24 protein-coding genes are annotated in these 24,917 nt (G+C 70.5%); 12 read left to right on the forward strand and 12 right to left on the reverse strand.

What is annotated here, in order from left to right:
• The first annotated feature begins 67 nt into the window (after nt 1-67).
• Complete coding sequence (locus OG842_RS22940) at nt 68-1,795, forward strand: class I adenylate-forming enzyme family protein (RefSeq protein WP_266732165.1); 1,728 nt, start codon at nt 68-70, stop codon at nt 1,793-1,795.
• 43 nt (nt 1,796-1,838) lie between these two features.
• On the opposite strand, the gene OG842_RS22945 is transcribed toward OG842_RS22940, so the two are convergent.
• Nucleotides 1,839-3,116: a M6 family metalloprotease domain-containing protein gene (locus OG842_RS22945; protein ID WP_266732167.1), complete on the reverse strand. Its 1,278-nt coding sequence runs from the start codon at nt 3,114-3,116 to the stop codon at nt 1,839-1,841.
• Nucleotides 3,117-3,420: 304 nt separating this feature from the next.
• Here OG842_RS22945 and OG842_RS22950 point away from each other — a divergent pair, with 304 nt between their 5' ends.
• Nucleotides 3,421-4,083 (forward strand): TetR/AcrR family transcriptional regulator, encoded by a 663-nt coding sequence (locus tag OG842_RS22950; protein WP_266732169.1) that lies wholly within the window; start codon nt 3,421-3,423, stop codon nt 4,081-4,083.
• Between the two features lie 196 nt (nt 4,084-4,279).
• Nucleotides 4,280-5,812, forward strand: a complete 1,533-nt coding sequence (locus OG842_RS22955) for an MFS transporter (protein ID WP_266732171.1) — start codon at nt 4,280-4,282, stop codon at nt 5,810-5,812.
• A gap of 153 nt (nt 5,813-5,965) precedes the next feature.
• Here the strand turns inward: OG842_RS22955 and OG842_RS22960 are convergent, their stop codons facing one another.
• The gene (locus OG842_RS22960; RefSeq protein ID WP_266732173.1) at nt 5,966-6,478 is read right to left on the reverse strand and encodes a MarR family winged helix-turn-helix transcriptional regulator; all 513 of its coding nucleotides are present in this window, start codon (nt 6,476-6,478) and stop codon (nt 5,966-5,968) included.
• A gap of 151 nt (nt 6,479-6,629) precedes the next feature.
• On the opposite strand from OG842_RS22960, the gene OG842_RS22965 reads away from it, so the two are divergent.
• Nucleotides 6,630-7,412: a dioxygenase family protein gene (locus OG842_RS22965; RefSeq protein ID WP_266732175.1), complete on the forward strand. Its 783-nt coding sequence runs from the start codon at nt 6,630-6,632 to the stop codon at nt 7,410-7,412.
• Between the two features lie 73 nt (nt 7,413-7,485).
• Here OG842_RS22965 and OG842_RS22970 read toward each other — a convergent pair whose 3' ends face one another.
• Together OG842_RS22970 and OG842_RS22975 are read right to left on the reverse strand one after the other, a co-directional pair.
• Nucleotides 7,486-8,520: a questin oxidase family protein gene (locus OG842_RS22970; RefSeq protein ID WP_266732177.1), complete on the reverse strand. Its 1,035-nt coding sequence runs from the start codon at nt 8,518-8,520 to the stop codon at nt 7,486-7,488.
• A gap of 72 nt (nt 8,521-8,592) precedes the next feature.
• Complete coding sequence (locus OG842_RS22975; protein ID WP_266732178.1) at nt 8,593-9,132, reverse strand: GNAT family N-acetyltransferase; 540 nt, start codon at nt 9,130-9,132, stop codon at nt 8,593-8,595.
• 147 nt (nt 9,133-9,279) lie between these two features.
• On the opposite strand from OG842_RS22975, the gene OG842_RS22980 reads away from it, so the two are divergent.
• Nucleotides 9,280-10,278, forward strand: coding sequence for a sigma-70 family RNA polymerase sigma factor (locus OG842_RS22980; protein WP_266732180.1), 999 nt, complete (start codon nt 9,280-9,282; stop codon nt 10,276-10,278).
• Between the two features lie 153 nt (nt 10,279-10,431).
• On the opposite strand, the gene OG842_RS22985 is transcribed toward OG842_RS22980, so the two are convergent.
• Nucleotides 10,432-11,394: a helix-turn-helix transcriptional regulator gene (locus OG842_RS22985; protein WP_266733763.1), complete on the reverse strand. Its 963-nt coding sequence runs from the start codon at nt 11,392-11,394 to the stop codon at nt 10,432-10,434.
• A gap of 91 nt (nt 11,395-11,485) precedes the next feature.
• On the opposite strand from OG842_RS22985, the gene OG842_RS22990 reads away from it, so the two are divergent.
• Nucleotides 11,486-13,069, forward strand: coding sequence for an MFS transporter (locus tag OG842_RS22990; protein WP_266732181.1), 1,584 nt, complete (start codon nt 11,486-11,488; stop codon nt 13,067-13,069).
• A gap of 90 nt (nt 13,070-13,159) precedes the next feature.
• Here the strand turns inward: OG842_RS22990 and OG842_RS22995 are convergent, their stop codons facing one another.
• The 3 genes from OG842_RS22995 to OG842_RS23005 form a co-directional block, all read right to left on the reverse strand.
• Entirely contained in the window at nt 13,160-13,930 is a 771-nt protein-coding gene (locus OG842_RS22995) for a DUF6227 family protein (protein WP_266732183.1), read from the reverse strand.
• A 125-nt stretch (nt 13,931-14,055) separates the two neighbouring features.
• Nucleotides 14,056-15,231 (reverse strand): P1 family peptidase, encoded by a 1,176-nt coding sequence (locus OG842_RS23000; RefSeq protein WP_266732185.1) that lies wholly within the window; start codon nt 15,229-15,231, stop codon nt 14,056-14,058.
• Between the two features lie 99 nt (nt 15,232-15,330).
• Entirely contained in the window at nt 15,331-16,479 is a 1,149-nt protein-coding gene (locus tag OG842_RS23005) for a low temperature requirement protein A (RefSeq protein ID WP_401877328.1), read from the reverse strand.
• A 134-nt stretch (nt 16,480-16,613) separates the two neighbouring features.
• Here OG842_RS23005 and OG842_RS23010 point away from each other — a divergent pair, with 134 nt between their 5' ends.
• From OG842_RS23010 to OG842_RS23035, 6 genes are read left to right on the forward strand one after another with little or no spacing between them, the layout of a single operon-like run.
• Nucleotides 16,614-17,765: a collagen-like triple helix repeat-containing protein gene (locus OG842_RS23010; RefSeq protein ID WP_266732188.1), complete on the forward strand. Its 1,152-nt coding sequence runs from the start codon at nt 16,614-16,616 to the stop codon at nt 17,763-17,765.
• Complete coding sequence (locus OG842_RS23015) at nt 17,762-20,116, forward strand: molybdopterin oxidoreductase family protein (RefSeq protein WP_266732189.1); 2,355 nt, start codon at nt 17,762-17,764, stop codon at nt 20,114-20,116. The genes OG842_RS23010 and OG842_RS23015 overlap by 4 nt, the downstream gene beginning before the upstream one ends.
• A gap of 7 nt (nt 20,117-20,123) precedes the next feature.
• On the forward strand, nt 20,124-20,726 hold the full coding sequence (locus OG842_RS23020; RefSeq protein ID WP_266732190.1) for a 4Fe-4S dicluster domain-containing protein: 603 nt from the start codon (nt 20,124-20,126) through the stop codon (nt 20,724-20,726).
• Nucleotides 20,723-21,454, forward strand: coding sequence for a Rieske (2Fe-2S) protein (locus OG842_RS23025; RefSeq protein WP_266732192.1), 732 nt, complete (start codon nt 20,723-20,725; stop codon nt 21,452-21,454). Before OG842_RS23020 ends, OG842_RS23025 begins: the two co-directional genes overlap by 4 nt.
• A complete protein-coding gene (locus tag OG842_RS23030) occupies nt 21,451-21,846 on the forward strand; it encodes a hypothetical protein (RefSeq protein WP_266732194.1) in 396 nt (131 codons plus the stop codon). The genes OG842_RS23025 and OG842_RS23030 overlap by 4 nt, the downstream gene beginning before the upstream one ends.
• Nucleotides 21,847-21,867: 21 nt before the next feature.
• Complete coding sequence (locus OG842_RS23035; protein WP_266732195.1) at nt 21,868-22,077, forward strand: hypothetical protein; 210 nt, start codon at nt 21,868-21,870, stop codon at nt 22,075-22,077.
• Nucleotides 22,078-22,135: 58 nt separating this feature from the next.
• Here the strand turns inward: OG842_RS23035 and OG842_RS23040 are convergent, their stop codons facing one another.
• The 4 genes from OG842_RS23040 to OG842_RS23055 form a co-directional block, all read right to left on the reverse strand.
• On the reverse strand, nt 22,136-22,615 hold the full coding sequence (locus OG842_RS23040) for an MscL family protein (RefSeq protein WP_266733765.1): 480 nt from the start codon (nt 22,613-22,615) through the stop codon (nt 22,136-22,138).
• A 147-nt stretch (nt 22,616-22,762) separates the two neighbouring features.
• Nucleotides 22,763-23,278, reverse strand: coding sequence for an RcpC/CpaB family pilus assembly protein (locus tag OG842_RS23045; RefSeq protein ID WP_323185773.1), 516 nt, complete (start codon nt 23,276-23,278; stop codon nt 22,763-22,765).
• Nucleotides 23,279-23,593: 315 nt separating this feature from the next.
• Entirely contained in the window at nt 23,594-24,427 is an 834-nt protein-coding gene (locus OG842_RS23050) for an S-methyl-5'-thioadenosine phosphorylase (protein ID WP_266732198.1), read from the reverse strand.
• An 89-nt stretch (nt 24,428-24,516) separates the two neighbouring features.
• The gene (locus tag OG842_RS23055) at nt 24,517-24,876 is read right to left on the reverse strand and encodes an FmdB family zinc ribbon protein (RefSeq protein WP_266732199.1); all 360 of its coding nucleotides are present in this window, start codon (nt 24,874-24,876) and stop codon (nt 24,517-24,519) included.
• Nucleotides 24,877-24,917: the final 41 nt, after the last annotated feature.

Below are 24,917 nucleotides of genomic sequence, written 5' to 3' on the forward strand. Positions count from 1 at the left end.
TAGCGTCGCGAATGTACTGATTACTGAGCAAGTGCTTAGGTGATGACGATGCTTGGAGGGGTTGTTCGTGCCGCATGTCGATCCGGCCCCCGTCCCCGATCCCTGCTCTGCTGAGGCCGGCCGTATCGAAGCCGCGCTGACCGGGCCTGGCGCCCCGTTCGCCGTCGTTCGGGCGGAGGACGGGGTGCACGCCGGGGTGCTCGTGTACGCGGACGGGCCCCGGACGCTCCGGGAGTTCGTGGAGACCACCTGGGCCTTCGGGGACCGGCCGTTCCTGATCTCGGAGGAGCGCAGCTACTCGTACGCCGAGTTCTTCGCCGCGGCGTCCGCGCTGGCCTGCCGGATGACCGAGGTGCACGGGCTCCGCCCGGGGGACCGGGCCGTCGTCGCGATGCGCAATCACCCCGAGTGGCAGATCGCCTTCTGGGCGGCCCAGCTGGCCGGCCTGGTCGCCGTACCGCTCAATGCCTGGTGGACCGAGGACGAGTTCACGTACGCGCTGGACGACTCCGGGCCCCGGGTGCTCCTGGTGGACGGTGAGCGGCTGCCCAGGGTCGCCGGGTGGGCGGCGAAGAACGGGGCGCGTGTGGTCGTCTTCCACGGGGAGGGAGCGGTCGCGGAGGGTGTCGAGCGGTACGAGGAGCTGCCCGCGCCCGATCCGCTCGCCGCGCCGCCCGAGGTCGAGATCCGGCCCGAGGACGACGCGACGATCATCTACACCTCCGGCACCACCGGCCGGCCCAAGGGGGCGGTCGCCACCCATCTCGCCCAGGTGGGGGCGGTGCTCAATCCGCGGTACCACGCGGCCGCCTCCGCGCTCGGGCGCGGGATCATCCCGGGGCAGGGGCCCGCCCCGGTGTCGCTGCTGACGTTCCCGTTCTTCCACGTCGCCGCCTTCACCGGCTTCTACGCCGCGATGGCGGCCGGCGGTGCCATCGTGCTGATGCGGAAGTGGGACGCCGAGGAGGCGCTGCGGCTGATCCGGGAGCACGGCGTCACCCACTACGCCGGTGTCCCGGCGACCGCGCTCCAACTGCTCGCCGCGGCCGAGCAGGCGGGTGACGGCATGGAGAGTCTGCAGATGCTGAACACCGGCGGGGCCGCCGCACCGCCCGATCTGGTCGCCCGGCTGACCGCCCGGCACGGCGACCGCATCGAACCCCGCAACGGCTACGGCCTGACCGAGACCAGCGGTGGCGTCCTGGCGAATTTCGGTGCCGAGTACCGGCTCCACCCGGGCAGCGTCGGCCGTCCCACCCCCACCACCGAGGTGCGGATCGCCGGGCCGGCGGGCGAGGCACTGCCCGAGGGCGAGGTCGGGGAGCTGTGGCTGCGCGGTCAGTCGCTGGTCCGCGGCTACTGGCGCGACGAGGCGGCGACCGCTCGGGCGTTCACCGACGGGTGGTTCAGGACCGGTGATCTCGCCGTGGTGCGGGAGGGGCGGGTCGATGTCGTCGACCGGATCAAGGACATGGTGATCCGCGGCGGGGAGAACGTGTACTGCGTCCAGGTCGAGGCCGTGCTGCACGATCACCCGGACGTCGAGGACACGGCGGTGCTGGGGGTGGCGCACCCGGTCCTGGGCGAGGAGGTCGCCGCGGTCGTGCGGTTGCGGGCCGGTGCCACCGTCACCGCCGAGGAGCTGAGGGCGCACGTCGGGCGCAGCCTGGCCGCGTTCAAGGTCCCGGCCCATGTGCTCGTGCGGGAGGAGCCGCTGCCCCGGAACCCGACCGGGAAGATCCTCAAGCGCGAGCTGCGCGGACCCGTCGAAGCGGAGGTCCGGGGCGAAGGGTGAGAGGCGTGGGCGTGCGGGGCGTCGTTGGCGGGGTGCAGAGTCGTCAGGGACGGGTTATTCGGACTCGGTAGTTTCCCTTCTCGTCCTTGTCGAGCACGGATATGTGTATCCCGCCGGCCCGGTCGGTGAAGGTTTCGCCGGGCTGGAAGGGGGCGTCGGACAGTTCGGCGTGCACATTGGGCAGTCGGGTGCAGCCGGTGCTGCCCTTGGTGCTGTCCGCGACGGATACCGGGCCCTGTCCGGTGTCGACGTCCGAGCTCACCTTGTAGATCAGTACGCCCGGCCGGCAGATGGCCTGGTCGTTGCCGGCCTGGGTCCGTACCTCCACCGCGTAGCCGGACCTGCCGCTCAGCGGTACGAATGCCAGCTTGGTTCCGCCCTTGGTGGCCAGCGGGCCGAGCACGTGGTCGCTGGTGCCGGAGCGGGCGGCGCAGCTGATCTGGCTGTTGTCCAGCCAGCCGAGCTTCCACTTGTGCCAGCCCAGCAGGTCGTTGTTGGCCCCCCAGTCCTCGGACATGATGTCCCAGTGCCCGACCGAGCCGCCGCCCTCCATCGTGTAGAGGTCGGGGAGGCCGAAGACATGGCCGTTCTCGTGCGGCAGGACCCGGAATCCGGTCTGTTTGAACGACCCCGAGCCGTCGTCCTGGTGGCTGTAGATGAAGGATGTGTTGCCGAGCGGGACGCCGTCCGCCCTCGGGGCGTCGTCGTTGCCGGAGAACGTCACGGACAGGACGGTGTCCAGTGCGGAGGGCCCGGCGTTCGGGGTGACCAGGATGTTGACCAGGTCGTACGCGGCGAAGTCCACCTTCGGATCGGCGGCGGTGATGATGTCCTCGATGAGGTGGCGGTAGCCCGGTTCGTACGGTGAGCCGCGGTCCACCCCGTACTCCGAGAACGGCAGTGGCATCCGCAGCCAGGACTTCAGCGGGGTTTCGGGGACGTACGTGAGCCGTCCGTACGATCCGGTCCGGAACCAGTTGGTGGTCTGCGGGAAGAATTCGGCGTACCGGTCCATCGCCTTGCCGGCGCCCGGTGCGTCCGGGAAGTCGATCATCAGGTTGAGGGCGTGGACCTTGCCCGTGGAGCGGGCGTAGCCCTCCGGTGTCGGCATGCCCTCCGACATCTGTACGCCCATGGTCGCCGGTATCCGGCATGCGGCTATGCCCGCGGAACGGGCGGTGGCTATCGGGCCGGCCGAGGCCCGGCTATCTATCGGGAGAGCGCTGCTGGCCGTGGCCATCGTGGCTATGACCAGGGATGTTGCGGAGGCGAGAGCGATCGGGTGGCGATGGTTGCGTATCCGGTGGCGGGACTTTTGCATACAGGCGCCTCGGGGTCCGCGGCAGTCGGCCGGCCCTGACTGCACTCTGCGGATCAGCCTGTTGCGGGTGGTGCGGTGCCGCTCGTTGGGTGCGCCGTTCGGCTGGTTTCCCCGCCCATGGATGTGTCTCAGGTCACATTGCGATGCGGAAATAAGCGGGGAGCTGTTCCCCGTTTGAATCCGTGTCCCCCGCGAAACGGGGAGATGGTCCCCGGTTGTGGGGAGGCGCTCCGTAAGAGCGGGGGCCGACCGGCCGTCACCGCGGGAGTGGTGGGAGAGTCAGAAGGAGAAGGAGGTCGTCGACGTGGAGACCGTCAGCCGCGCTGTCACCGGAGCGACGCAGTCCCGGACGCCCCGTCCGCGGGCCGACGCGTTGCGCAACCGGGAGCGGATCGTGACGGCCGCGCGCGAGATGTTCGTCGAGTTCGGGCCCGATGTGCCGCTCGACGAGGTCGCCAGGCGTGCCGGCGTCGGCAATGCCACCCTCTACCGGAACTTCCCCGACCGGGCCGCGCTGGTGCACGAGGTCGTGCTCGCGGTCACCTCCCGGACCACCGACCGTGCGGAAGAGGCGGCGGCCGAGGAGGCCGACGCCTTCGCCGCGCTCAGCCGTTTCGTGCACGCGGCGGCCGACGAGCGGATCGGGGCGCTGTGCCCGATGCTGTCCGGAGGCTTCGACAGGGACCATCCCGAACTGCTCGCCGAGCGCCGGCGCCTCGAAGAGGCCGTCGAGGGGCTCGTGTCGCGCGCCATGTCCGCGGGGCGGCTGCGTGCCGACATCGCCGTCGGTGACGTGATCGTCGCCCTCTCCCAGCTCACCCGTCCGCTGCCCGGCATCGGCTGCCTGGACATCGACCGGTTCACCCATCGTCATCTACAGCTGTTCCTGGACGGACTGCAGGCCCCGGCCCGGTCCGAACTGCCCGGAACGGCAGCGACCTTGGAGGATCTGCGGCGTCGGCCATGAGATCCGCACCGGGCTGCTGAGCCAGCGGCCCGGTGGGGTGCCCGCCACGCCCTGAGCATTCCTTTTCGCCATCCGTCCTTTCGTCACCCGTTCGTCGTCCGCCCGTTCACCGTCTGTCCTTCGACAGGCGTTTCATCCCGGTTCATGAATCTTCGCGTGCATGTGTGCGCGTGCACGTCCTTAGGTGGGTACCCCCATGTCAAAAACAGCCGATATCCGACTTCCGGACCCCAGTCGCTGGAAAGCGCTGGCGTTCATCGCCCTCGCGCAGCTGATGGTCGTGCTCGATGCCACGATCGTGAACATCGCGCTGCCGCACGCCCAGACGGCCCTGGGCATATCCGATGCCAACAAGCAGTGGGTCATCACCGCCTACGCGCTCGCCTTCGGCGGGCTGCTCCTCTTCGGAGGCCGGATCGCCGACCTCTGGGGTCGTAAGCGGACCTTCGTCGTCGGCCTGATCGGCTTCGCGCTGGCCTCCGCGCTCGGCGGCGCGGCGCAGAACCAGGGCATGCTCTTCGGCTCCCGCGCGCTCCAGGGCGTCTTCGGCGCGCTGCTCGCGCCGGCGGCCCTGTCGCTGCTCGCCGTGATGTTCACCGATGCCAAGGAGCGCGCCAAGGCGTTCGGCATCTACGGTGCGATCGCCGGTGGCGGCGGCGCCGTCGGGCTGATCCTCGGCGGCTTCCTGACCCAGGCGCTGAACTGGCGCTGGACGTTCTTCGTCAACATCCCGTTCGCAGTCATCGCGGCCGCGGGCGCGTACTTCGTGATCCGTGAGCCGGCCGGCAGCCGCAACCGCTCCTCGCTCGACATCCCGGGCGTCGTCCTGTCCGCGCTGGGTCTGGTCTCGCTGGTGTACGGGTTCACCCGCGCCGAGTCCGCGGGCTGGTCGGACGGGCTGACCATCGGCATGTTCGTCGCGTCCGCCGTGCTGCTGCTCTCCTTCGTCCTGACCGAGTCCAGGGTCAAGTCGCCGCTGCTGCCGCTGCGCGTCCTGCTGGACCGCAACCGCGGTGGTGTCTACCTCTCGCTGGGTCTGGCCATCATCGCGATGTTCGGGCTGTTCCTCTTCCTGACGTACTACCTCCAGGTCGTGAAGGGCTACTCGCCGATCAGGACCGGCTTCGCCTTCCTCCCGATGATCGCGGGCATGATCACCGGCTCGACGCAGATCGGTGCCCGGCTGATGATCCGGGTCCCGGCGCGCAAGCTCATGGGCCCCGGCTTCCTGACCGCCGCCGTCGGCATGCTGCTGCTGACGCAGCTGGAGATCGGATCCTCGTACGCGGGGCTCATCCTGCCCGCGCAGCTGCTGCTGGGCCTTGGCATGGGTACGGCGTTCATGCCGGCGATGTCGCTGGCCACGCACGGGGTCGAGCCCAGGGACTCGGGCGTCGCGTCCGCGATGGTCAACACCTCGCAGCAGGTGGGCGGCGCGATCGGCACGGCGCTGCTGAACACCATCGCCGCCTCGGCCGCGACGGCGTACGCCACCTCGCACGCCGCACTCGGAGCCACCGACCCGGAGCTGCTGAAGCTCCAGTCGATGGTGCACGGCTTCACCGGTGCCATCTGGTGGGCCGTCGGCATCCTGGTGGTGGCCTCCGCGATCGCGCTGACCTTCATCAACGCCGGCCGGCCTTCGGCGGGCCCGGCGGCCGGAAGCTCCGGTTCGGGTGACGCCGACGGGGTCGAGGACGAGTTCAGGGTCCCGGTCGTCGCGCACTGACGCCGACGCGTGACGCGCGACGTGACACCGTTGCGCGCGACGTGACACATGGGGTGCGATGTGACACGAAGGTGAAGTGAACGCGGCTGTGCCCCGGTCCTGTCCGAAGTCTCGGACGGGACCGGGGCACAGCCGTGTCGGTACGTGCAGGGCTCAGCGCAGCCAGGGCAGGTCCGCGTCCGTGCCCTCCGGCTGCAGTCCGGCGGCGACGACCTGCATGATCTCGCCCAGCGAGCGCACCTGCTCGGGCGTGAGCCGGTCGAACATCGCCTGGCGCACGGCGTCGACATGGCCCGGTGCGGACCGGCGCAGCATCTCGAAGCCGTCGTCGGTGAGGACCGCGTTCTGGCCGCGCTTGTCGGACGGGCAGTCCTCGCGGCGCACCCACCCGCTCTTCTCCAGCCGCGCGACGGCGTGCGAGAGCCGTGAGCGGGTGATCTTGGCGTCCTTGGCCAGTTCCGTCATCCGCTTCCGGCGGCGGGGGGCCTGGGAGAGCTGGACGAGCAGGCCGTAATAGATGTGCGGCATGCCGGCATCGCGCTGCAGCTGGCGGTCGAGGTGGTCCTCCATGAGCGTGGTGGCGTGGAGGTACGCGCGCCAGACGCTCTGCTCTTCTTCGGAGAGCCAGCGCGGCTCGCCGGTGGATGCCGTGGTCATGTACTCCACTGTACGACCTTTTCTTGAAAGTTGAACTAGATAGAGCTAAGGTCTCCGGAGGAAGGAAGCTTGAAAATTAAAGAATCCTTCCTTCTCAAGAACGCGCCTGTAGAAGGCCCGGTAGAAGACTTACCCGGATCAGAAGCGGATGGGGAGTGCCATGACAGTCACCGCGGAGCGCATGCCCGCCCTCTACCTCTCTCACGGCGCCCCGCCGCTGGCCGACGACCCGGTCTGGCCCGGCGAACTGGCCGCCTGGTCCGCCGGGCTGCCCCGTCCCCGCGCGATCCTGATGGTCTCCGCGCACTGGGAAGAGGCCCCGCTGGCCCTCGGGGCCACGGAGACGGTCCCGCTCGTCTACGACTTCTGGGGCTTCCCCGAGCACTACTACCGGGTGCAGTACGCCGCCCCGGGCGCCCCGGAACTGGCCGAGAACGTACGCAAGCTGCTGCGCGGCGCCGGAACGCCGGTCCAGGACATCCCGGACCGCGGGCTCGACCACGGGGCGTACGTCCCGCTCGTGGAGATGTTCCCGGACGCCGACATCCCCGTACTCCAGATCTCCATGCCGACGCTGGACCCGCAGAAGCTCATGGACATCGGGCGCAAGCTCGCGCCGCTGCGCGACGAGGGCGTGCTGATCGTCGGCAGCGGCTTCTTCACCCACAACCTGGCCGCCCTGCGTCATGCGGGCGGCGGTGTCCCCGGCTGGTCGGCGGAGTTCGACGACTGGGGGAGCCGGGCGCTCCAGGCGCAGGACATCGACGCGCTGCTGGACTTCGAGCACAAGTCCCCGGCCGGCCGGCTGGCCCACCCCCGCACCGAGCACTTCGCACCGCTCTTCGTGACGCTCGGCGCCTCGGAGGGCGAGCTGGACCGGGGCCGCAGCGTCATCGACGGGTTCTGGATGGGGCTCGCGAAGCGGTCGGTGCAGTTCGGCTGAGCCGGGTCCCCGTCAACCCGCCGGTGGCTGAGCCCGGTCCCCGTCAACCCGCCGGTCCCGGTCCGCGTCCCGGTCACAGGGCCGGCGGGTTCAGTTCGATCGAGCGGAGCGCGGCGGCGAGGGCCGTCGCGTCGCCGACGTCCAGCGCGGTGTCGGTGAACTTGATGGTGTGGTCGTCGCCGTGTGCCGCCGCCCGTGCGAACAGCTCGTCGGCGGAGGCGGTCGCCGGCGCGTACGGAGCGGGCTCGGCCGGGCTGTACGCGGCGGTGACCGCGGCGCTCGCCGCCCAGGCGGCCCCCAGGCTCGGCACCCACAGCGCGCGCGGGAGCGCGGGCAGGGTGCGCAGCACGGCGTTGGGCGCGGTCGCGGCGTGCACCAGCATGATCGGTTCGCCGTGCCCGTGCGTGGCGAACCGGTGGGTCGCGGCCCGCACCAGCTCCGCCAGCCGGGCCCGCGCCTCGTCCGGGTCGTCGGTGAACCGCTGCGGCCACACCGGGAACGCGGTGAGCTGCGCCAGCCGGTCCCGGATGCCGCCTTCCTGCTCGGGCACCGGCGGTACGGCGTCCAGCGCGGCCGCCGCGGTCGGCGCGGGCGCGAGCGGGGCCAGGGCGGGCAGCGGCTGGTGGCGGGCGGCCCAGTAGCCGAGGCCGTGGGCGAGTTCGGTGATCCGGGGTGCGGTCGCCTCGCCGGCGAGCAGGGTGCGTACGCAGTGGCCGACCCGGATCACGGGGTGGGTGGCGCCCGCCGCGATGCCGGGGAGCAGCCGCGGCCACCACTCGGTGAGGACGTCCCGCCAGGGGCGCTCAGCCGTCTCCCGCTCGAAGTACGCCGTCCAGTCCGCGATCCGGCGCGGGTCGCCGAGGGCCTCGCGCCAGTTCTCCGCCGTCACCCGGGTCAGGGGGTCCGGCATGTCCTCCAGCTTGTGGCTGTAGTGGTCGAGCCAGCGGTGCACGGCCGGCGCCTGGCCGTGCCGGACCAGCGCCTCGACGGCCATGGGGCCGTGATTGCTCAGCCAGCCGTTGCGTTCGGGGCCCGAGGAGTGGAGACGCTCCAGCGCCTCGTCGAGCGTGCCGGTGGTGTCGTCCGCGGTGTTCCTCGTGTCGTCCATACGGGAGCACGCTAGGCGCGGGGTCCGCGCGGCGTAACGGACCAGGGACCCGGGTCGGCCCCGGCCCCGGGCCTAGGGCTGTGGCCCCAGTCGCCTCTCGTACCAGGCCACGTCCCAGTACGCGCCGAACTTGCGGCCCACCTCGGCGTACGTGCCGACATGGCGGAAACCGAAGCGCTCGTGCAGCCGGACGGAGGCGTCGTTCGGCTGGGCCACGCCGGCGTACGCGCGGTGCAGGTCCTCACCGGCGAGCGCCTCGAACAGGGCCGTGTAGAGGAGTGTGCCCATGCCGCGGCCGGTGGCCCACGGGGCGCAGTACACGCTCACCTCGACCGAGGTCGCGTACGCCGCCTTGGGACGGAAAGCGCTGCTGGTGGCGTATCCCAGGACCGAAGCGGGGCCGACGATCCGGACATCCTGAGCAACCAGAAGACGGTGCGGGCCGTCTTCTGGGTGGGAACGCAACCACGGCAGCCGCTGTTCGGGGGTGAAGGGGATCGTGTCGAATGTGACTGCGGTCTCACGCACGTAATGGTTGTAGATGTCCGTGAGTGCCACCAGATCGCCCTCGATGCCCGGCCTGACCTGCACTTCTGTCCGGCTCGTCGGCATGCGCACCTCCTCGTGGCGGCACAGGGTACTGCATGATCACGAAAATGAATGCCAGGCGTGGGAATTCTGTCCGGATTCCAGTCGTTGTTTCCATCGGATGCAGGGCACCCGGAAGGGTGTCGCGACCTACTCAGCAAGGGAGCACGCATGGCAACCCGTGCCGTCGCCCGTCGTTCGTCCACCACCGGTGGGACCAGCCGGGCAAGCAGCGTTCGCGCCGCGGGCGGGGAGATCGCCGATCGCGACCTGGTCGGCATGTACCTGGACGAGATCGCGCGTACGCCGCTGCTCGATGCCGCAAAGGAAGTCGAGCTGTCGCAGATCGTCGAGGCGGGCGTCTACGCCCGGCAGATACTCGACGGCACGGCGGACAGCAAGGCCGGTGGAGCCACGCGCGAGGAACTGGAGGCGCTGGTCGCCGAGGGCGAGCGCGCCAAGGACGTATTCATCCGCTCCAATCTCCGGCTCGTCGTTGCCGTCGCCCGCCGCTATCCGCGGGCCGGGCTGCCCCTGCTCGACCTGATCCAGGAGGGCAACGCGGGCCTGGTGCGCGCGGTCGAGAAGTTCGACTACGCCAAGGGCTTCAAGTTCTCCACGTATGCGACGTGGTGGATCCGTCAGGCCATCACCCGCTCCATAGCCGACCAGTCCCGCACGATCCGGCTCCCCGTCCACCTGGTGGAGGAGCTCGGCCGGATCCGCCGGGTGCAGCGCGAGTTCAACCGTGAGCACGGCCGCGAGCCGGAGCACGCGGAGATTGCGGCCGAGCTGGACTCCACGCCGGAGCGCGTGGGCGACGTGCTGGACTGGGCCCGTGACCCGGTCAGTCTCAACATGTCCGTCGACGACGAGGGCGAGACCCAGTTCGGCGATCTGCTGGAGGACACCTCGGCGGTGTCGCCCGAGCAGTCGGTGATGACGCTGCTGCGCAGCGAGGAGCTGGAGGACCTGATCGGCAAGCTCGACAACCGCACCGCCTCCATCATTCGAATGAGGTACGGCATCGAGGACGGCCGAGAGCGGACCCTCACCGAGGTCGGCAAGCAGCACGGGCTCACCCGCGAGCGGATCCGCCAGATCGAGAAGCACGCACTGCTGGAACTGAAGCGAATGGCCCACGACACGGGTTTTGACGCTGCGGCGTGAGCCTTCGTCCAGTAACCTCCGAAATAGGTCGCTTCGAGTGACCCCTTGAGCTGAGTCCCGGCGCCCACCCCCCCCTGGCGCCGGGGCTCATCCTTTTCATGAGCGGCGTGCTCGCTTGCCCGGCTCGGCCCGCACGTGCCCCCGGAGGCCGGGTCAGCGGGCTGCGGCGCGGGCCAGGCGGGCGCTCAGATCGCCCAGGTACTCCACCAGCTGCGGTGGTTCGCGCACGGTGAACTCGCAGTCCACCAGCGCCAGCCGGAGCGCCACCCACTCCAGCGAGTCCGCGAGCACCGCCCGCAGTCGGCAGCTGTTCCCGCCGGTCGGCTCCAAGGGGCCGATCGACGCGGGCAGCCGCGCGGACACGAAGTCCGCCGGGGCCGCGAAGCTCACGTCCACCGCCAGCCGGGGCTGCCGCCGGGCGATGGAACCGGCGAGGAACTCCGACGCGTCCCCCGCGGGCAGCTCGCGCGGCGCGAACCGGGCCCCGGTCGCGAACGGCTCGCTCACCCGGTCGACCCGGAACGTGCGCCAGGCCCCGCGCCCCAGGTCGTACGCGACGAGATACCAGCGCCACCCCGTGCTCACCAGCCGGTACGGCTCGGCCTCCCGCTTCGTCTCGGCGCCGTCGCCCGCGCGGTACGAGAACCGCAGCCGCTCCTGCCCGGTGATCGCCGACGCCATCACGGTCAGCGTCCGCGGGTCGATGGTCGAGCCGTCGCCCCGGGTCAGCGGCATCGTCGCGTTCTGCAGGGTCGAGACCCGGTGCCGCAGCCGGGACGGCAGCACCTGTTCCAGCTTCGCCAACGCCCGTACGGACGCCTCGTCCACCCCCTCGATGGCGTGCCCGGCCCCCGCCCGCAGGCCCACCGCGATGGCCACCGCCTCCTCGTCGTCGAGGAGCAGTGGCGGCATCGCGGTGCCCGCGACGAGCCGGTAGCCGCCGATGGATCCGCGCGAGGCCTCGACCGGATAGCCCAGCTCGCGGAGCCGGTCGATGTCGCGGCGGATGGTGCGCGGGCTGACGTCGAGCCGCTCGGCGAGCTCGCTGCCCGGCCACTCGCGGGGTGTCTGGAGGAGCGACAGCAGATTCAGCAGTCGTGCCGGGGTGTCGGTCATGGCCTCGCCTTCTGCCGTGGTGTCGGTCGTCTCACCAGGATGCGTACTCATTAGGTCATGGGCCGACCTAATGACTGTCTACCTTCTTCCCATGACTTCTTCCTCATCTCTGCCGTCCACGGCAGCCGGGCCCACGGTGTCCTCGGACCCGTCGGACCGGCGACGCTGGTTCGCACTCGCCATCGTCATGACCGCGGCCTTCATGGACCTGGTCGACGTCACGATCGTCAACATCGCCATCCCGAGCATCCAGGAGGACACCGGCGCCTCGTTCAGTGCGATCCAGTGGATCACCGCCGGCTACTCGCTGGCCTTCGCGGCCGGTCTGATCACCGGTGGCCGGCTGGGTGACATCTACGGCCGCAAGCGGCTGTTCCTCATAGGCATAGGCGGCTTCACCCTGGCCTCCGCGCTCTGCGGCTTCGCCGCCGGCCCGGAGATGCTGGTCGCGTCCCGGATCCTGCAGGGCGGCACCGCCGCGCTGATGGTTCCGCAGGTGCTGTCGATCGTGCACGCCACCTTTCCGGCGCACGAGCGGGGCAAGGTCTTCGGTCTCTTCGGCGCGATCGTCGGTCTCGGCGCGGTGCTGGGCCCGCTGCTGGGCGCGCTGCTCACCGAGTGGAACATCGCCGGTCTCGAATGGCGGCCGATCTTCCTGATCAACCTGCCGGTCGGCATCGCGGGCCTGATCCTCGGGCGGAAGTTCATCAGCGAGTCCAAGGCGCCGAAGGCGCTCCGGCTCGACCTGATCGGCGTCGTCCTGGTGACCCTGGGGATGCTGATGCTGATCTACCCGCTGACCCGTGGGCGCGAGCTGGGCTGGCCGGTGTGGGGCCATGTGTCGATGGTGGGCAGCCTGCTGGTGTTCCTGGTCCTGGTGCTGTTCGAGCGGGCGAAGGCGCGCAGGGACGGTTCGCCGCTCGTCGAGCTGTCGCTGTTCCGGGTCAAGAGCTTCGCGGCGGGCATCGCGGTGCAGCTGACCTTCGGCATCGGGCTCGGCATCTTCTTCCTGGTCTGGACGCTCTACATGCAGATGGGTCTCGGCTGGAGCGCGCTGCGGGCCGGCACGACCGGCATCCCGTTCTCGATCGCGGTGTCGTTCGCCGCCGGGATCTCCGTGCAGAAGCTGGTGCCCCGCTTCGGCCGCAAGGTCCTCCAGACGGGCGCGCTGCTGATGATCGCCGGTCTGCTGATCTACATCTGGGAGTCCGACCGGTACGGCATGGGCATCACGTCCTGGCAGATGGCGCTGCCGCTGGTGGTCATGGGCATCGGGATGGGCCTGATCGTGGCGCCGCTGACCGACATGGTGCTCTCCGAGGTGCCGAAGGAGCACTCCGGTTCGGCCTCCGGGCTGATCAACACCGTGCAGCAGATGGGCAACGCGCTCGGGCTCGGGCTGGTCGCGGTCGTCTTCTTCGGCTCGATCAGCGACCGGCTGGCGCCGCGGGACGCGGGTCCGGCCTTCGCGGAGGCGTTCCAGCACTCGCTGTGGTGGGTGGCCGGGGTGCTCGCGGTGATCTTCCTGGTGATGTTCGCGCTGCCCGCGCGGCCGCAGCGGCAGGCGGAGGGCGGCGACGCGAACGGTGACGAGGCCGGTGTCGAGGGCGCGGCGGGTGTCGCGGACGGCTCGGACGGCTCCGACGTTGCGAAGGAGCCTGCTCTGGCGACCTGACCGGTCACCGCCGGGAAGAAGCAACGCAGGTGCCCGCACCCCTCGGGGGCGGGCACCTGCGCGTCTCGCCGTCCGTGCCGGGGGCCGGGGTCAGCAGATGCGTGTACGGCTCTCCATGGCCCCGCGTGCGGTGTCCTCGTCGCCGTACACCTCGCACATGTGGCGGCCGTCCGGCGTGGCCGTGTGCTCGACCTCCCACAGGCTCGTCTCGCTGCCGTCGAGGAGCAGGAAGGCGTGCTCGTACAGGGTGAATCCGGCGTCCCGCCCGTCCACCCGGCACTGCCGGCCGAAGACCTGGGTGATGTGGTGGGCGAAGGCGGCGCGCAGCAGCCGGGCGGTCTCCTCGCCGGGACCGTCGCTGTTCTCCGCGCGGCGCAGGACGCGGCGGGCGTGGTCGGCGGAGTTGTCCGGGGCGTACATCCGGGGCAGCGGGGCCGGGGGAGCCGCCATCAGGACCGTGAGTATCTCCAGGTCGGCCTGCGGCCCGTCGTCCCCGAACACCGGGTCCTCACCGAAACTGCCGGTCAGCCTGGCGGCGGCGACATGGGCGTCGGCCTCGTCGTCGTACAGCTCGTGGTGCGTGAGGTCGAGCTCCGTACGGGACCGCCGGTCCGTCGCGCCGCGCGGGCCTCCGTGCACCAGCTCCCACAGGGACAGAGCGGTGCCGTCGGCAAGCAGATACGTGTGCCGGTAGGTCTCTCGGTGGAGTACGGAACTGTGGTGCGAGGAGTGCAGGGAACTGCTGTGGGCGAGCGCGGTACCGAGTCTCTCGACCGTGTCGTCGGGCAGGTCGAAAGAGTTGAGTGCCCGTCGCAGGAGTCGCTCGAGGTGCTGCTCGGTTGTCTCGTACGGATCGCTCAAGGTGCTGTCTCCAGGCCGTTGCCGCGTGTTACTTGCTGCGTGCATAACGTAGTCCCTGGGTCTGACATCGTGACCGGGGTTCAGAAAAACGTATGACGCACGCAGATGGTTCCTGTCGGTTCGTCCTAACTTCCTTGCCCGGCAGGCGAGTCGGGCTCCGGGGTGCCGCCCGCCGACTGCCGTGAGGGGAGCGGCGGTATGCCGTAGAGGTCGCTGTAGGCGGGGTAACAGGCGGCGCCCGGTCGGCCGTCGATGCTCCGAGCTGCGCGTACGGCCTTCACGATGGCGCGCGCGAGCACATCCGCACCGGCCCCCAGCAGGTCGTTGAGCGCGATCGGATTCCGCGGATCCAGCGGCCGTTCGCCGGTGGCCAGCGCGAAAACGGTGTCCCCGTCGGTGAGCAGATGTACGGGGCGGACGGCGCGCGCCAGTCCGTCGTGCGCCGTCCCCGCGAGCTTCTGCGCCTGGGGGCGGGTGAGGTCCGCGTCCGTGGCGACGACGGCGAGCGTGGTGTTGAGCGGGGGCCGGGCGTTCGCGTCGCGCACCTCGGCGAGCCGCTGCTCCGCCGCACGGAGGACCTCGGGCGCCGGGTGCACCGGCGGTTCGGCGGCGCCGTACTCCCCGTACAGCACCCCGGTACGCGGATCGGCCACCGAGCCCGCGGCGTTCACCACGACGAGCGCGGCCACCGTGATCCCCCCGGAGGGCAGCCGCAGGCTCGCCGTGCCCACGCCGCCCTTGAGCTGCCCGGCGACCGCGCCCGTACCGGCGCCCACGTTCCCCTCGGCCACCGGCGCCCCCGGCTCCGTGGCCGCCGCGTCCTCCACCGCAGCACGGCCCGTCGAGGCGTCGGGGCGGGCCCGCCAGTCGCCGCCGCGCCCCAGGTCGAAGACGCACGCGGCGGGGACCACCGGCACCACCTGCGCCGGGTCGGGTCCGACCCGCACTCCGCGCCCCCGCTCCTCCAGCCAGGCCATCACCCCGGACGCCGCGTCCAGGCCGTAGGCGCTGCCGCCCGTCAGGACGACGGCGTCGATGCGCTGCACCAGGTTGCGCGGATCGAGCGCGTCCGTCTCCCGGGTGCCGGGACCGCCTCCGCGTACGTCGACGGCCGCGACCGCACCGCCCTCGGGGGCGAGGACGACGGTGGTACCGCTCAGCGCGCCCTCGCCCGGCACCTGGGCGTGGCCGACGCGGAGCCCCGCGACATCGGTCAGGGCGTCGAGCGGCCCGGCCGTATGCGGGGGTTCGGCCTCCGGCGGGGCGGAGGGGCCCGTCGGCCTCCGGGGTCGTTCCGTCATCGCGTGCTCCTCACTGCGTGCTCCCGACCGCGTGCTCCTCGCCGCGTGTTCTTCACCGCGTGAGCCGTCGCGGGCTGTCGCGCCGTCCATCCGTCGCGCTCACCCGGCCGGGGCGGGCCGCCGGGACAGCAGCTCTCCTGCGGCCACGGTCGCCGCGGCCACCAGACCGGCCGCGAAGACCGCCCACCCCCCGACGAACGTACAGGCCAGGATCGCCAGCGCGGCCACGGGCAGGGGCAACTGCTCCGCGAGGTCGCGCTTGAAGTGGCGGGCGTGCAGCGCCCACACCGTCAGCAGGAAGAGCGCGGAGGGAATGGTCACCGCGGCGGCGGCCACCGTGTCCGAGACGTGGGCCTTGCCCACGGCCTCCTCCACCGCGACCTCGATGCCCGCGCCGATGGCGGCCGCGGAACCGAAGATCAGGAAGTGTCCGTATCCCCAGATGAACGCTTCCCTGCTGCCGCGCAGGTAGTCATGGATCGGCACGGCGAAATAGATCCACCAGGCGGAGAAGACGATCAGCAGCCCGCCCGCGGCGATCGGCAGCAGTTCACCGAGCGCGTCGTGCTCGTACACCGTCTGCTGGACCGCGACCGTGGCCGCCGCGATGGTCTCGCCCAGCACGATGATCGTGAACAGCCCGTACCGCTCACCGATGTGGCGCGGATGCCAACTCGTCGAGCGGTCGCGCTCGGCAAGCATCGGAACTGACAGTTCCGCCAGCACGAGCACGACGAAGACGGCGGTGCGGGCTCCACGCGATTCGGCGGGCAGCAGCAGCATGGCGATCCAGCCCAGCTGCAGCACCGAGATCCCGACGGCGTACCGCAGCGCGACGCGGCGCTCCCCGCCCCGGGTGCAGTGCGCGGCGCGCAGCCACTGGCTGGTCAGCGCGAGCCGCATCACCACGTAACCGATGACGACGACCGCCCAGTCGCCCGTGTCGAAGGCGCGCGGCACCCCGGCGGCGAGGATGAGCACACCGGTGATCTGGACCAGTGTGACGACGCGGTACAGCGGGTCGTCGGTGTCGTAGGCCGAGGCGAACCAGCTGAAGTTGACCCAGGCCCACCAGATCGCGAAGAAGACGGCGGCGTAGCTGCCGATTCCGGTGGCGGCGTGGCCTTCGGCGACGGCGTGCACCAGCCGTGCGCCCGCCTGGGCCACGGCGACGACGAAGCACAGGTCGAAGAAGAGTTCCAGTGGGGTCGAGGCGCGGTGTTCCTCGGTGCGGCTGCGAGCCATCATTACGGGCATGGGAGCCAGCACACCAGAGAGGGGACGGCCGCGCTGATCCGGGCATGCCCCGAATGCACGACCGGGCTCACCCGTGCGAGCCGCAAATCAGGACCAAGCGTCAGGTACCACCCTACGGTGACGGGGTGACCGAGCCGCCAGAAGCCTCCGCCGAAGACGCGCAGCCCGCCCCCGGTGCACGTACCGGCTCCGCCGGAGCGCCCGGCTCTGACGGCCCCACCAGCCCCACCGGATCCACAGGCCCCACCGGCTCCCGCTCCGTCACCGGCCGGGCGACCGCTGCCGGGGGCATCGTCTCCGCCCTCCTGATCCTCGCGATCGTGCTCGGCAGCCGGCTGCTGGAGAACTTCGACTCCGCTCTTCTCCCGTACGCCGTCGCCACCGTCTTCCTCGCCTTCGGCGTCGCCTACCGCTACACGGTCTGGGTCTCCGCGCCCGGCGCCCGAAGGCTGTTCAAGCAGGGGTGGCGGAGCTTCTTCTCGGTGGCCAACTTCCGCAAGGCCCCCACCGCGCTGCCCCGGATGACCGTCACCTATCTGGGCTTCCAGAAATTCCTCGGCGCCCGCTCGCACGCCCGCTGGGCCGCCCATCAGCTGATCTTCTGGGGCTGCGTCCTCGCCGCACTGATCACTTTTCCGCTGACCTGGGGCTGGTTCACCTTCACCTCCGGCAGCGGCTCGGGGCCCGGCTACGAGATGCGTATCTGGGGCTTCAAGATCATCGGCTTCGACTCCCTGGACTTCCTGGGGTGGCTGATGTTCCACGGCCTGGACATCGCCGCCGTGCTCGTCATCCCCGGCGCCTCGTACTTCCTGTGGCGCCGGATGAAGGACCGCGGCGCCATCACCGGCCAGCGCTTCACCTACGACCTGGTCCCGCTGATCGCGCTCATCGTCATCTCCGTGACCGGTCTGCTGCTCACTTTCTCGTCGCTCTTCCTGCACGGCGGCGGATACGAATTCCTGGCGGTCCTCCACATGGTGTCGGTGGTGTTCACCCTCATCTACATCCCGTTCGGGAAGTTCTTCCACATCGTCCAGCGCCCGGCCGCGGTCGGCATGCAGCTGTTCAAGTACACCGCCAGGCAGGACGAGGAGGTCTTCGCCTGCCGCCGCTGCGAGGAACCCATCGACACCGGGCCCTACGTCGAGAACCTCCGCGGCACCATGCGCGACCTCAGCCTCGACTTCGACGAGTGGGCCGAATACTGCCCGCGCTGCAAGCGGGTGCTGCGTGGCAGCGCCTATCTCTCCCAGGTGAAGAAGGGCTACAAGTGACCGCGGATCCGCGTGCGGCCGACCCCGGCACAACCGAATCCCGTGCCGCCGGCTCCCGTACGGCTGTTCCTCTCGACCCCTCTCTCGCGCCGCCCGGCACCCGCGCCTTCCGGGACGCGGGTGGTATCCCCGCCGACCGGTGGCACGCCGACCAGGACGGCGAGACGCTCGTCCCCACCCACTGCTGCTTCTGCGGGGTGCAGTGCGGGATGTATCTGCGCGTCGACCGCGGCGGCAAGGTCTTCGGCGTCGAACCCCGCAACCACGACATCAACCGGATGCGGCTGTGCCCCAAGGGGATCAATGCGTACCAGCAGGTCAACCACCCCGACCGGCTCACCGCCCCACTGCTGCGCCGCTCCCGTGACGAGGACTTCCGCGAGGTCTCCTGGGACGAGGCGCTCGACTTCACCGTCGCCGAGATCAAGCGCATCCAGCAGCGCTACGGCAACGACGCCTTCGGGCTCCTCGGCGGCGCCAGCCTCTTCTCCGAAAAGACCTATCTGGTCGGCAAGTTCGCCCGGGTCGCACTCAAGTCCCGGCATGTCGACTACAACGGCCGGCTCTGCATGGTCAGCGCCGCGGGCGCCAACAAACTCGCCTTCGGCATCGACCGGGCCGGCAACCCCTTCTCCGACATCCTGCTCACCGACTGCCTGCTGATCGCGGGCTCCAACGTCGGCGAGTGCTTCCCCGTGATGACCCAGTACGTGTGGGGAGCGCGGGACCGCGGTGCGAGCCTGATCGTCGTCGACCCGCGAGAGACCGCGATCGCACGCACGGCCGACATCCATGTCGCACTCAAGCCCGGCACCGATTCGGCCTTCTTCAACTCCGTGCTGAACATGGTCATCGAGGAGGGGCTGACCGACGAGGCCTATCTCGCCACCCACGCCACCGGCTGGGAGGAGGTGAAGGCCAAGGTCGCCGAGTACCCGCCGTCCCGGGCCGCCGAGATCTGCGGCATCCCCGTCGAGCAGATCACCCAGGTCGCCCGCGCCTTCGCCCGCGCGCCCAAGGCCATGGCCTGGCACGCCCGAGGCATCGAGCACCACTCGCAGGGCGTCGAGAACTGCCTCAGCGTGATCAACCTCTGCACCGCCACCGGCCACATCGGCAGACCGGGCGCCGGTTACGGCACCATCACCGGCCAGGGCAACGGGCAGGGCGGGCGCGAGCACGGGCAGAAGGCCGACCTCCTGCCCGGCGGCCGCTCGATCATGAACGAGGAGCACCGCAGGCAGATCTGCGAGATCTGGGGCATCGAGGAGTCCGAACTCCCGCCCGCCGGAACCTCGATGATGGAAATGGTCTGGCAGATGCAGCGCCGCGAGATCCGCGGGCTGATCGGCATCTGCAACAACCCCTTCGTCTCCCTCCCCAACTACGGGGTGGTCAAGGAGGGGTACGACGCCATGGAGTTCCACGCTCAATTCGACTTCTTCCTTTCCGAGACCGCTGCCAACGCGCATGTCGTCTTCCCCGTCACCACCTGGGCCGAGGACGAAGGGGTGATGGCCAACGCCGAGGCCCGGGTGGTCAAGCACAACAAGGCCCAGGACCCGCCGTCCGGTGTACGGACCGACACCTGGGTGATGTGCGAACTCGCCAGGCGCCTCGGCGCGGGCGACAAATTCGCCTTCGCCGACTCGCGCGCCGTCTTCGACGAACTGCGGACCGCCTCCGCCGGCACCGTCAACGACTACTACGGCATCACCTACGAACGTCTGGAGGAGACCGGCGGGATCGCCTGGCCCTGCCCCGCCACCGACCACCCCGGCACCCCCCGGCTCTTCGAGGACGGCAGGACCTACCACCCCGACGGCAAGATCCACATGCAGGCCGTCGAATGGCACCCGCCGATGGACCCGTACGACGACGCGTACCCCATGTCGCTCACCACCGGGCGCACCGTCGCCCACTTCCTCTCCGGCAACCAGACCCGCCGCCTGGGCGCCCTCGTGGAACAGACCCCGCGCCCCTGGGCCGAGCTCCATCCCTCCCACGGCTTCCGCAACGGCGAACCGGTCCGCGTCGTCACCCGGCGCGGCAGCGAGGTCTTCCCCGCCCTGGTCACCGAGGCGATCCGCCCCGACACCGTCTTCGTCCCGTACCACTGGCCCGTCCCCACCGCGGCCAACGCCCTCACCATCGACGCCCTCGACCCCCGCTCCAAGATTCCTGAGTACAAGGTGTGCGCCTGCCGTATCGAGCACGCCGAGAAGATCGACGACGTCCCCGCACCGCCTGTCGCACCCGGCCAGGTCAGCTACCCGGAGACCCAGGTCTCCCGTACCGACCCGTTGCCGCCCACGGCCCCCCAGGGGCGTGGCACCTCGGAGAGGAGCTGACCACCCCATGATGGGCAGAACGATCTTCATCGACCCGGGGCGCTGCATCGGCTGCCAGGCATGCGTCTCCGCCTGCCGGGAATGCGACTCGCACCGCGGCAAGTCGATGATCCATCTCGACTACACCGACGAGGGCCGGTCCGTGGCCTCCCTTCCCACCGTCTGCATGCACTGCGAGGACCCGGTCGCCCCGTGCGCCGAGGTCTGTCCCGCCGACGCGATCCTGGTGACCGTCGACGGTGTGGTGCAGCAGGCCGACACCACCCGCTGCATCGGCTGTGCCAACTGCGTCAACGCATGCCCCTTCGGCGTCCCGAAGATCGACCTCCAGGCGAAGCTGCAGATGAAATGCAACCTCTGCTACGACCGCACCGCCTACGGCCTCGCCCCCATGTGCGCGACCGTCTGCCCGACCGGGGCGCTGTTCTACGGGACCGTCGAGGAGCTCCAGGCGGAGCGCCCCGGCGTCCAGGTCGCCGACACCTTCACCTTCGGCCGGAGCGAGGTACGCACCGGCGTGGCCATGGTCGTTCCCGCCGACCGGGTGCAGTGGCCGGTGCCCGGCGGCCTTCCCGTCGTCGAGATCAACGGGAAGGACGTCCGCCGATGAGCGTCACCGACCAGCCGCCCTCCGGCGATCCGCGCGAAGCCCTGCACGACCGGATCGCCGCCGACTCCCTCACCACCCGGCGCGACTACCTCCGGATCGTGGTGACCGTCTCCGGCGGGCTCGCCGTCGGCGGTCTCGGCGTGGCGGGCGGGATCCTGCCGCGCCACGGCGACCCCGACGACGGCAGGACACCCTCGCCGAAGAAGATCGCCGCGCAGTTGCTGCCCGGTGAGTCCCTCGCCTTCCACTACCCGGACGAGGAGGACAAGGCGGTCGCCGTCCGGCTGGACGACGGCACCCTCGTCGGCTACTCCGCGATCTGCACCCATCTCGCCTGTGCCGTGCTCTGGCGCAAGGACCGCGGTTCCGAGGGGGAGCTGTACTGCCCCTGCCACGAAGGCGTCTTCGACGCCCGCACCGGTGAGGTGACTGCCGGACCGCCGCCCCGGGCGCTGCCCAAGGTGGTGCTCATCGAACAGGCCGACGGCAGCATCTGGGCCATCGGCACGACGCGCTCGGGCGAGAGCGTCGAGCAGGCTCTGTGCCGCCGGCTCCGCGCCGACCGCCCGGACCTCGCCTCCCGTATCGGCTGCCCCGCCGTCGAGGGCGGCGGCGCGGAGGGACCCGCGGCCGCGACACCGGGGACCGTCGGAGCCGGAGCCGGAGCCGGAGCCGGGGCCGGGGCCGAGGCAGGGGCTGAGGGCGAGACCCTTGGCAGGCGGACATGAGCGACGCCCGGCAGCCCCGGAACCAGGAGTACTCGGAGCGTCATGAGTATCCGGAGTACCACCCGGGAAGTGCTCGCCCCGAACTCAACCGGCCCGTCCACGAACGTTATCCGCAGATCCGGGCCACCAGCGGCTACGGCGACCCCCGGATCCGCCACACCGGCCCCGGACCGGGAGCCGGTACCGACCAGGAGCCCGAGCGGTCCGCGAAACTGACGGCCCGGCTGGCCCTCGCCATGACGGTGGTCATCGGACAGCTCTGGGGACTGACCGTCATCATCGACGCATGGATGGAGGGCAACACCGACACGGCCTGGTGGGGTGCCGGCTTCCTCTGCCTGTCGTTCCTCGTCGTCCTCGGGCTGTGGCTGATCGATCCGAAGGACCGCTGACCGTCGCCGTACCCTTGACGTATGAGCACCGCCCCCGCCCCCGGCCCGCGTGATTCGAAGCCCTCCCAGTCGGACCGGCCGAAACCGAAACCGGCTCTGATCTTCGACGATCCGCTGGACCAGCAGTCCGCGGACGATACGGACCGAGGATGGGGCGAGCGGGCCCCGGCCGGTGGCAGCGCCGCCGATCTGGCGCGCTTCCTCGACGAGAAGCCGCCCCACCACATCTGATTCCCCGCTCCGTGGTGGTCCGGCGGCGTCGCCGCCGGTTTTTCCGCTGCGTGTCGCGCTACTGGTCGTGACCCCGGCCGGGGTTCTCGGTCCCGCCCGCCGGGCCGCCGCGCTGCGAGACGAGGGCGTCGCGGATCTCCTTCAGCACCTCCAGCTCGCTCATCTCCAGCGTCTCCTGCACCCCTTCCTTCGCGGCCTGTATCGCCGCCCGCTTGGCCAGGTACTTGGCCATGGGCAGGACCATCAGGAAGTACACGACGGCTGCCGTGATCAGGAAGCCGAGGGTGGCGCTGAGCACCGAGCCCCACAGGATCCGGATGCCCTCGGTGGCCTCGCCCGTCTTCGGGTCCGTGATGCAGGGGCCCTTGAGGCAGGAGCTGTAGCCCTCCAGGTCCTTGGTGCCGAACGCACCGACGAGCGGGTTGATGACTCCCTTGACGATCGAGTTCACGATCTGGGTGAACGCGGCACCGATGACGACGGCGACCGCCAGATCGATCACATTGCCGTGCATCAAGAAGGCTTTGAACCCTTCCAGCAGACCGACCTTCTTCTCGCTCGCAGGTGAGCCTTGCCTCGCGTGTGCCGTAGGCGGAGCAAACCCCTCCGCAACTTAGGGCAGTACGCGTGGAAAACACCCAATCCTCGGGCTTGGCAAGGTGACTTGGCCAGTCATCAGTGCGAATCAGCAAAGAGTCACCGCCAGTTGGGACGAGATGCCCGCGCCGGCCAGTGCGGTGGCGGTTTCCCGGGGGACGGCCAGCACGATCAGCGCACCATCCTCCGTGAAGCCGTCGGAGCCGCCGGAGCCGCCCGCCGGGCTGTGCGGCACCTCCGCCACCCGCGCACCCTTCGCCAGCACCCGGACCCCTGCCCCTGCCGCGGCCCCGACCTCGGCCCCGGATTCCCCGGCGGCGATCACGTCGACGTGGTCACCCGGACGCAATAAGCGCACCGTCCCCGCATCCGCGATCCGGACCGGCGCGGACACCAACCGAGCCGGTCGCCGCGCCCGCTCCGGCGGCGCCCCCGTCGTACGCCCGGCTCCCGCCCCGTACGCGGCATTGCCGCCCACCCCCGCGCCGTCACCGCCCAGCCCCGTGGCGGCGAGCGCGGCGGCTGTCAGGGCCAGCCCGGCCGCAAGGGCACGGCGCTGCCGCCACAACGCCCGCCGCAGCCGGTGCCCGCTGCCTCCGCGCACCCGCAGAGGTTCGAACGCAGGCACCCCACAGGACGGGGGCGCCGACGACGAAGACGACGGGGACGGGGAAGACGCGGGCGACGATGAAAAGGACGGAGAGGCCGACGAAGAAGACGACGAAGAAGAAGACGACGGAATGGGTGCGGAAGACGCGAACATGGTCGACACCACCTGCTGTGAGGATTCATGGGGAGTTTCGGACGAACACCCCTCACGATCCACCGTTCGCGAGATTCCCGCCGAGGCCTGTGGACAGCCCCGGAGCTGTGGACAACTCCGTCACCCACTCACGCCGCAACCGTCCCGGCCATCGCGCTAAGGCAGCTCGATCCCCGTCTTGAGTCCGTCCAGCGCGTGCGAGCACGGGCAGTCCCGGTCCGCCTCCGCGGGCAGTGCGGCCACCACGTCGAAGAGCACCGAGCGCAGCCGGTCCACATTGGCCGCGAACACCTTCAGCACCTCTCCGTGCGAGACGCCCTCGCCGGCCTCCGCGCCCGCGTCCAGGTCCGTGACCAGGGTCATCGTCGTGTAGCAGAGGCCCAGCTCACGGGCGAGGACGGCCTCCGGGTGACCGGTCATCCCGACCACCGACCAGCCCATCGCCGCATGCCAGCGCGACTCGGCCCGGGTCGAGAAGCGCGGCCCCTCGACGACCACCAGCGTCCCGCCGTCCACCGGTTCCCAGTTCTTCGCCCGAGCCGCCGCCAGCGCGGCCCTGCGCCCGTCGGGGCAGTACGGATCGGCGAAGCCCAGGTGCAGGACGTTCGGCTCCGCCCCGTCGGCCCGGGGCACCCCGTCGTAGTACGTCTGGGTCCGGGCCTTGGTGCGGTCCACCAGCTGGTCGGGCACGAGCAGGGTGCCCGGCCCGTACTCCGGGCGCAGACCGCCCACCGCGCACGGGCCGAGCACCTGACGTACACCGACGGAGCGAAGCGCCCACATGTTGGCCCGGTAGTTGATGCGGTGCGGCGGCAGGTGGTGGCCGCGTCCGTGGCGGGGGAGGAAAGCGACCCGGCGGCCGCCGACCTCGCCGAGGAAGAGGGAGTCGCTCGGCGGTCCGTACGGGGTGTCCACGCGCACCTCCGTGACGTCCTCCAGGAAGGAGTACAAGCCCGAGCCGCCGATGACACCGATCTCTGCGTTCACCATGCGGTCACAGTATCGGTGCGCGAAAACGCCGGGAGCCCCGCCGAACGGATCGGTGGGGCTCCCGGCGGAAGCGCGGTGCGGTGTGCGACTCAGGCGGCCGAAGTGCCGCTCTTCGAGGAAGAGGAGGCGGAGGCCGTGGAAGAGGACGCGGACGACTTCGAGTCGGACCCAGTGGGAGCCGACGTCGAGGACGCGGACGACGAGGAGTCGGACGACGAAGCGGAACCGGAAGCCTTCGCCGAGGACGAAGCCGGCGTGCTGCTCGACGAGGAGCCGCGGCTGTCGTTCCGGTAGAAACCGGAACCCTTGAAGACGATGCCGACCGCCGAGAACACCTTCTTCAGGCGTCCATCGCAGCTCGGGCACACGGTGAGGGCGTCATCGGTGAACTTCTGCACCGCCTCGAGGCCCTCGCCACATTCGGTGCACTGGTACTGATAGGTCGGCACTTGCTCCTCCTGGCACTCTGACTCAATGAGTGCTAACGACG

Source organism: Streptomyces sp. NBC_00376 (genome assembly GCF_036077095.1).
GTDB lineage: Bacteria > Actinomycetota > Actinomycetes > Streptomycetales > Streptomycetaceae > Streptomyces.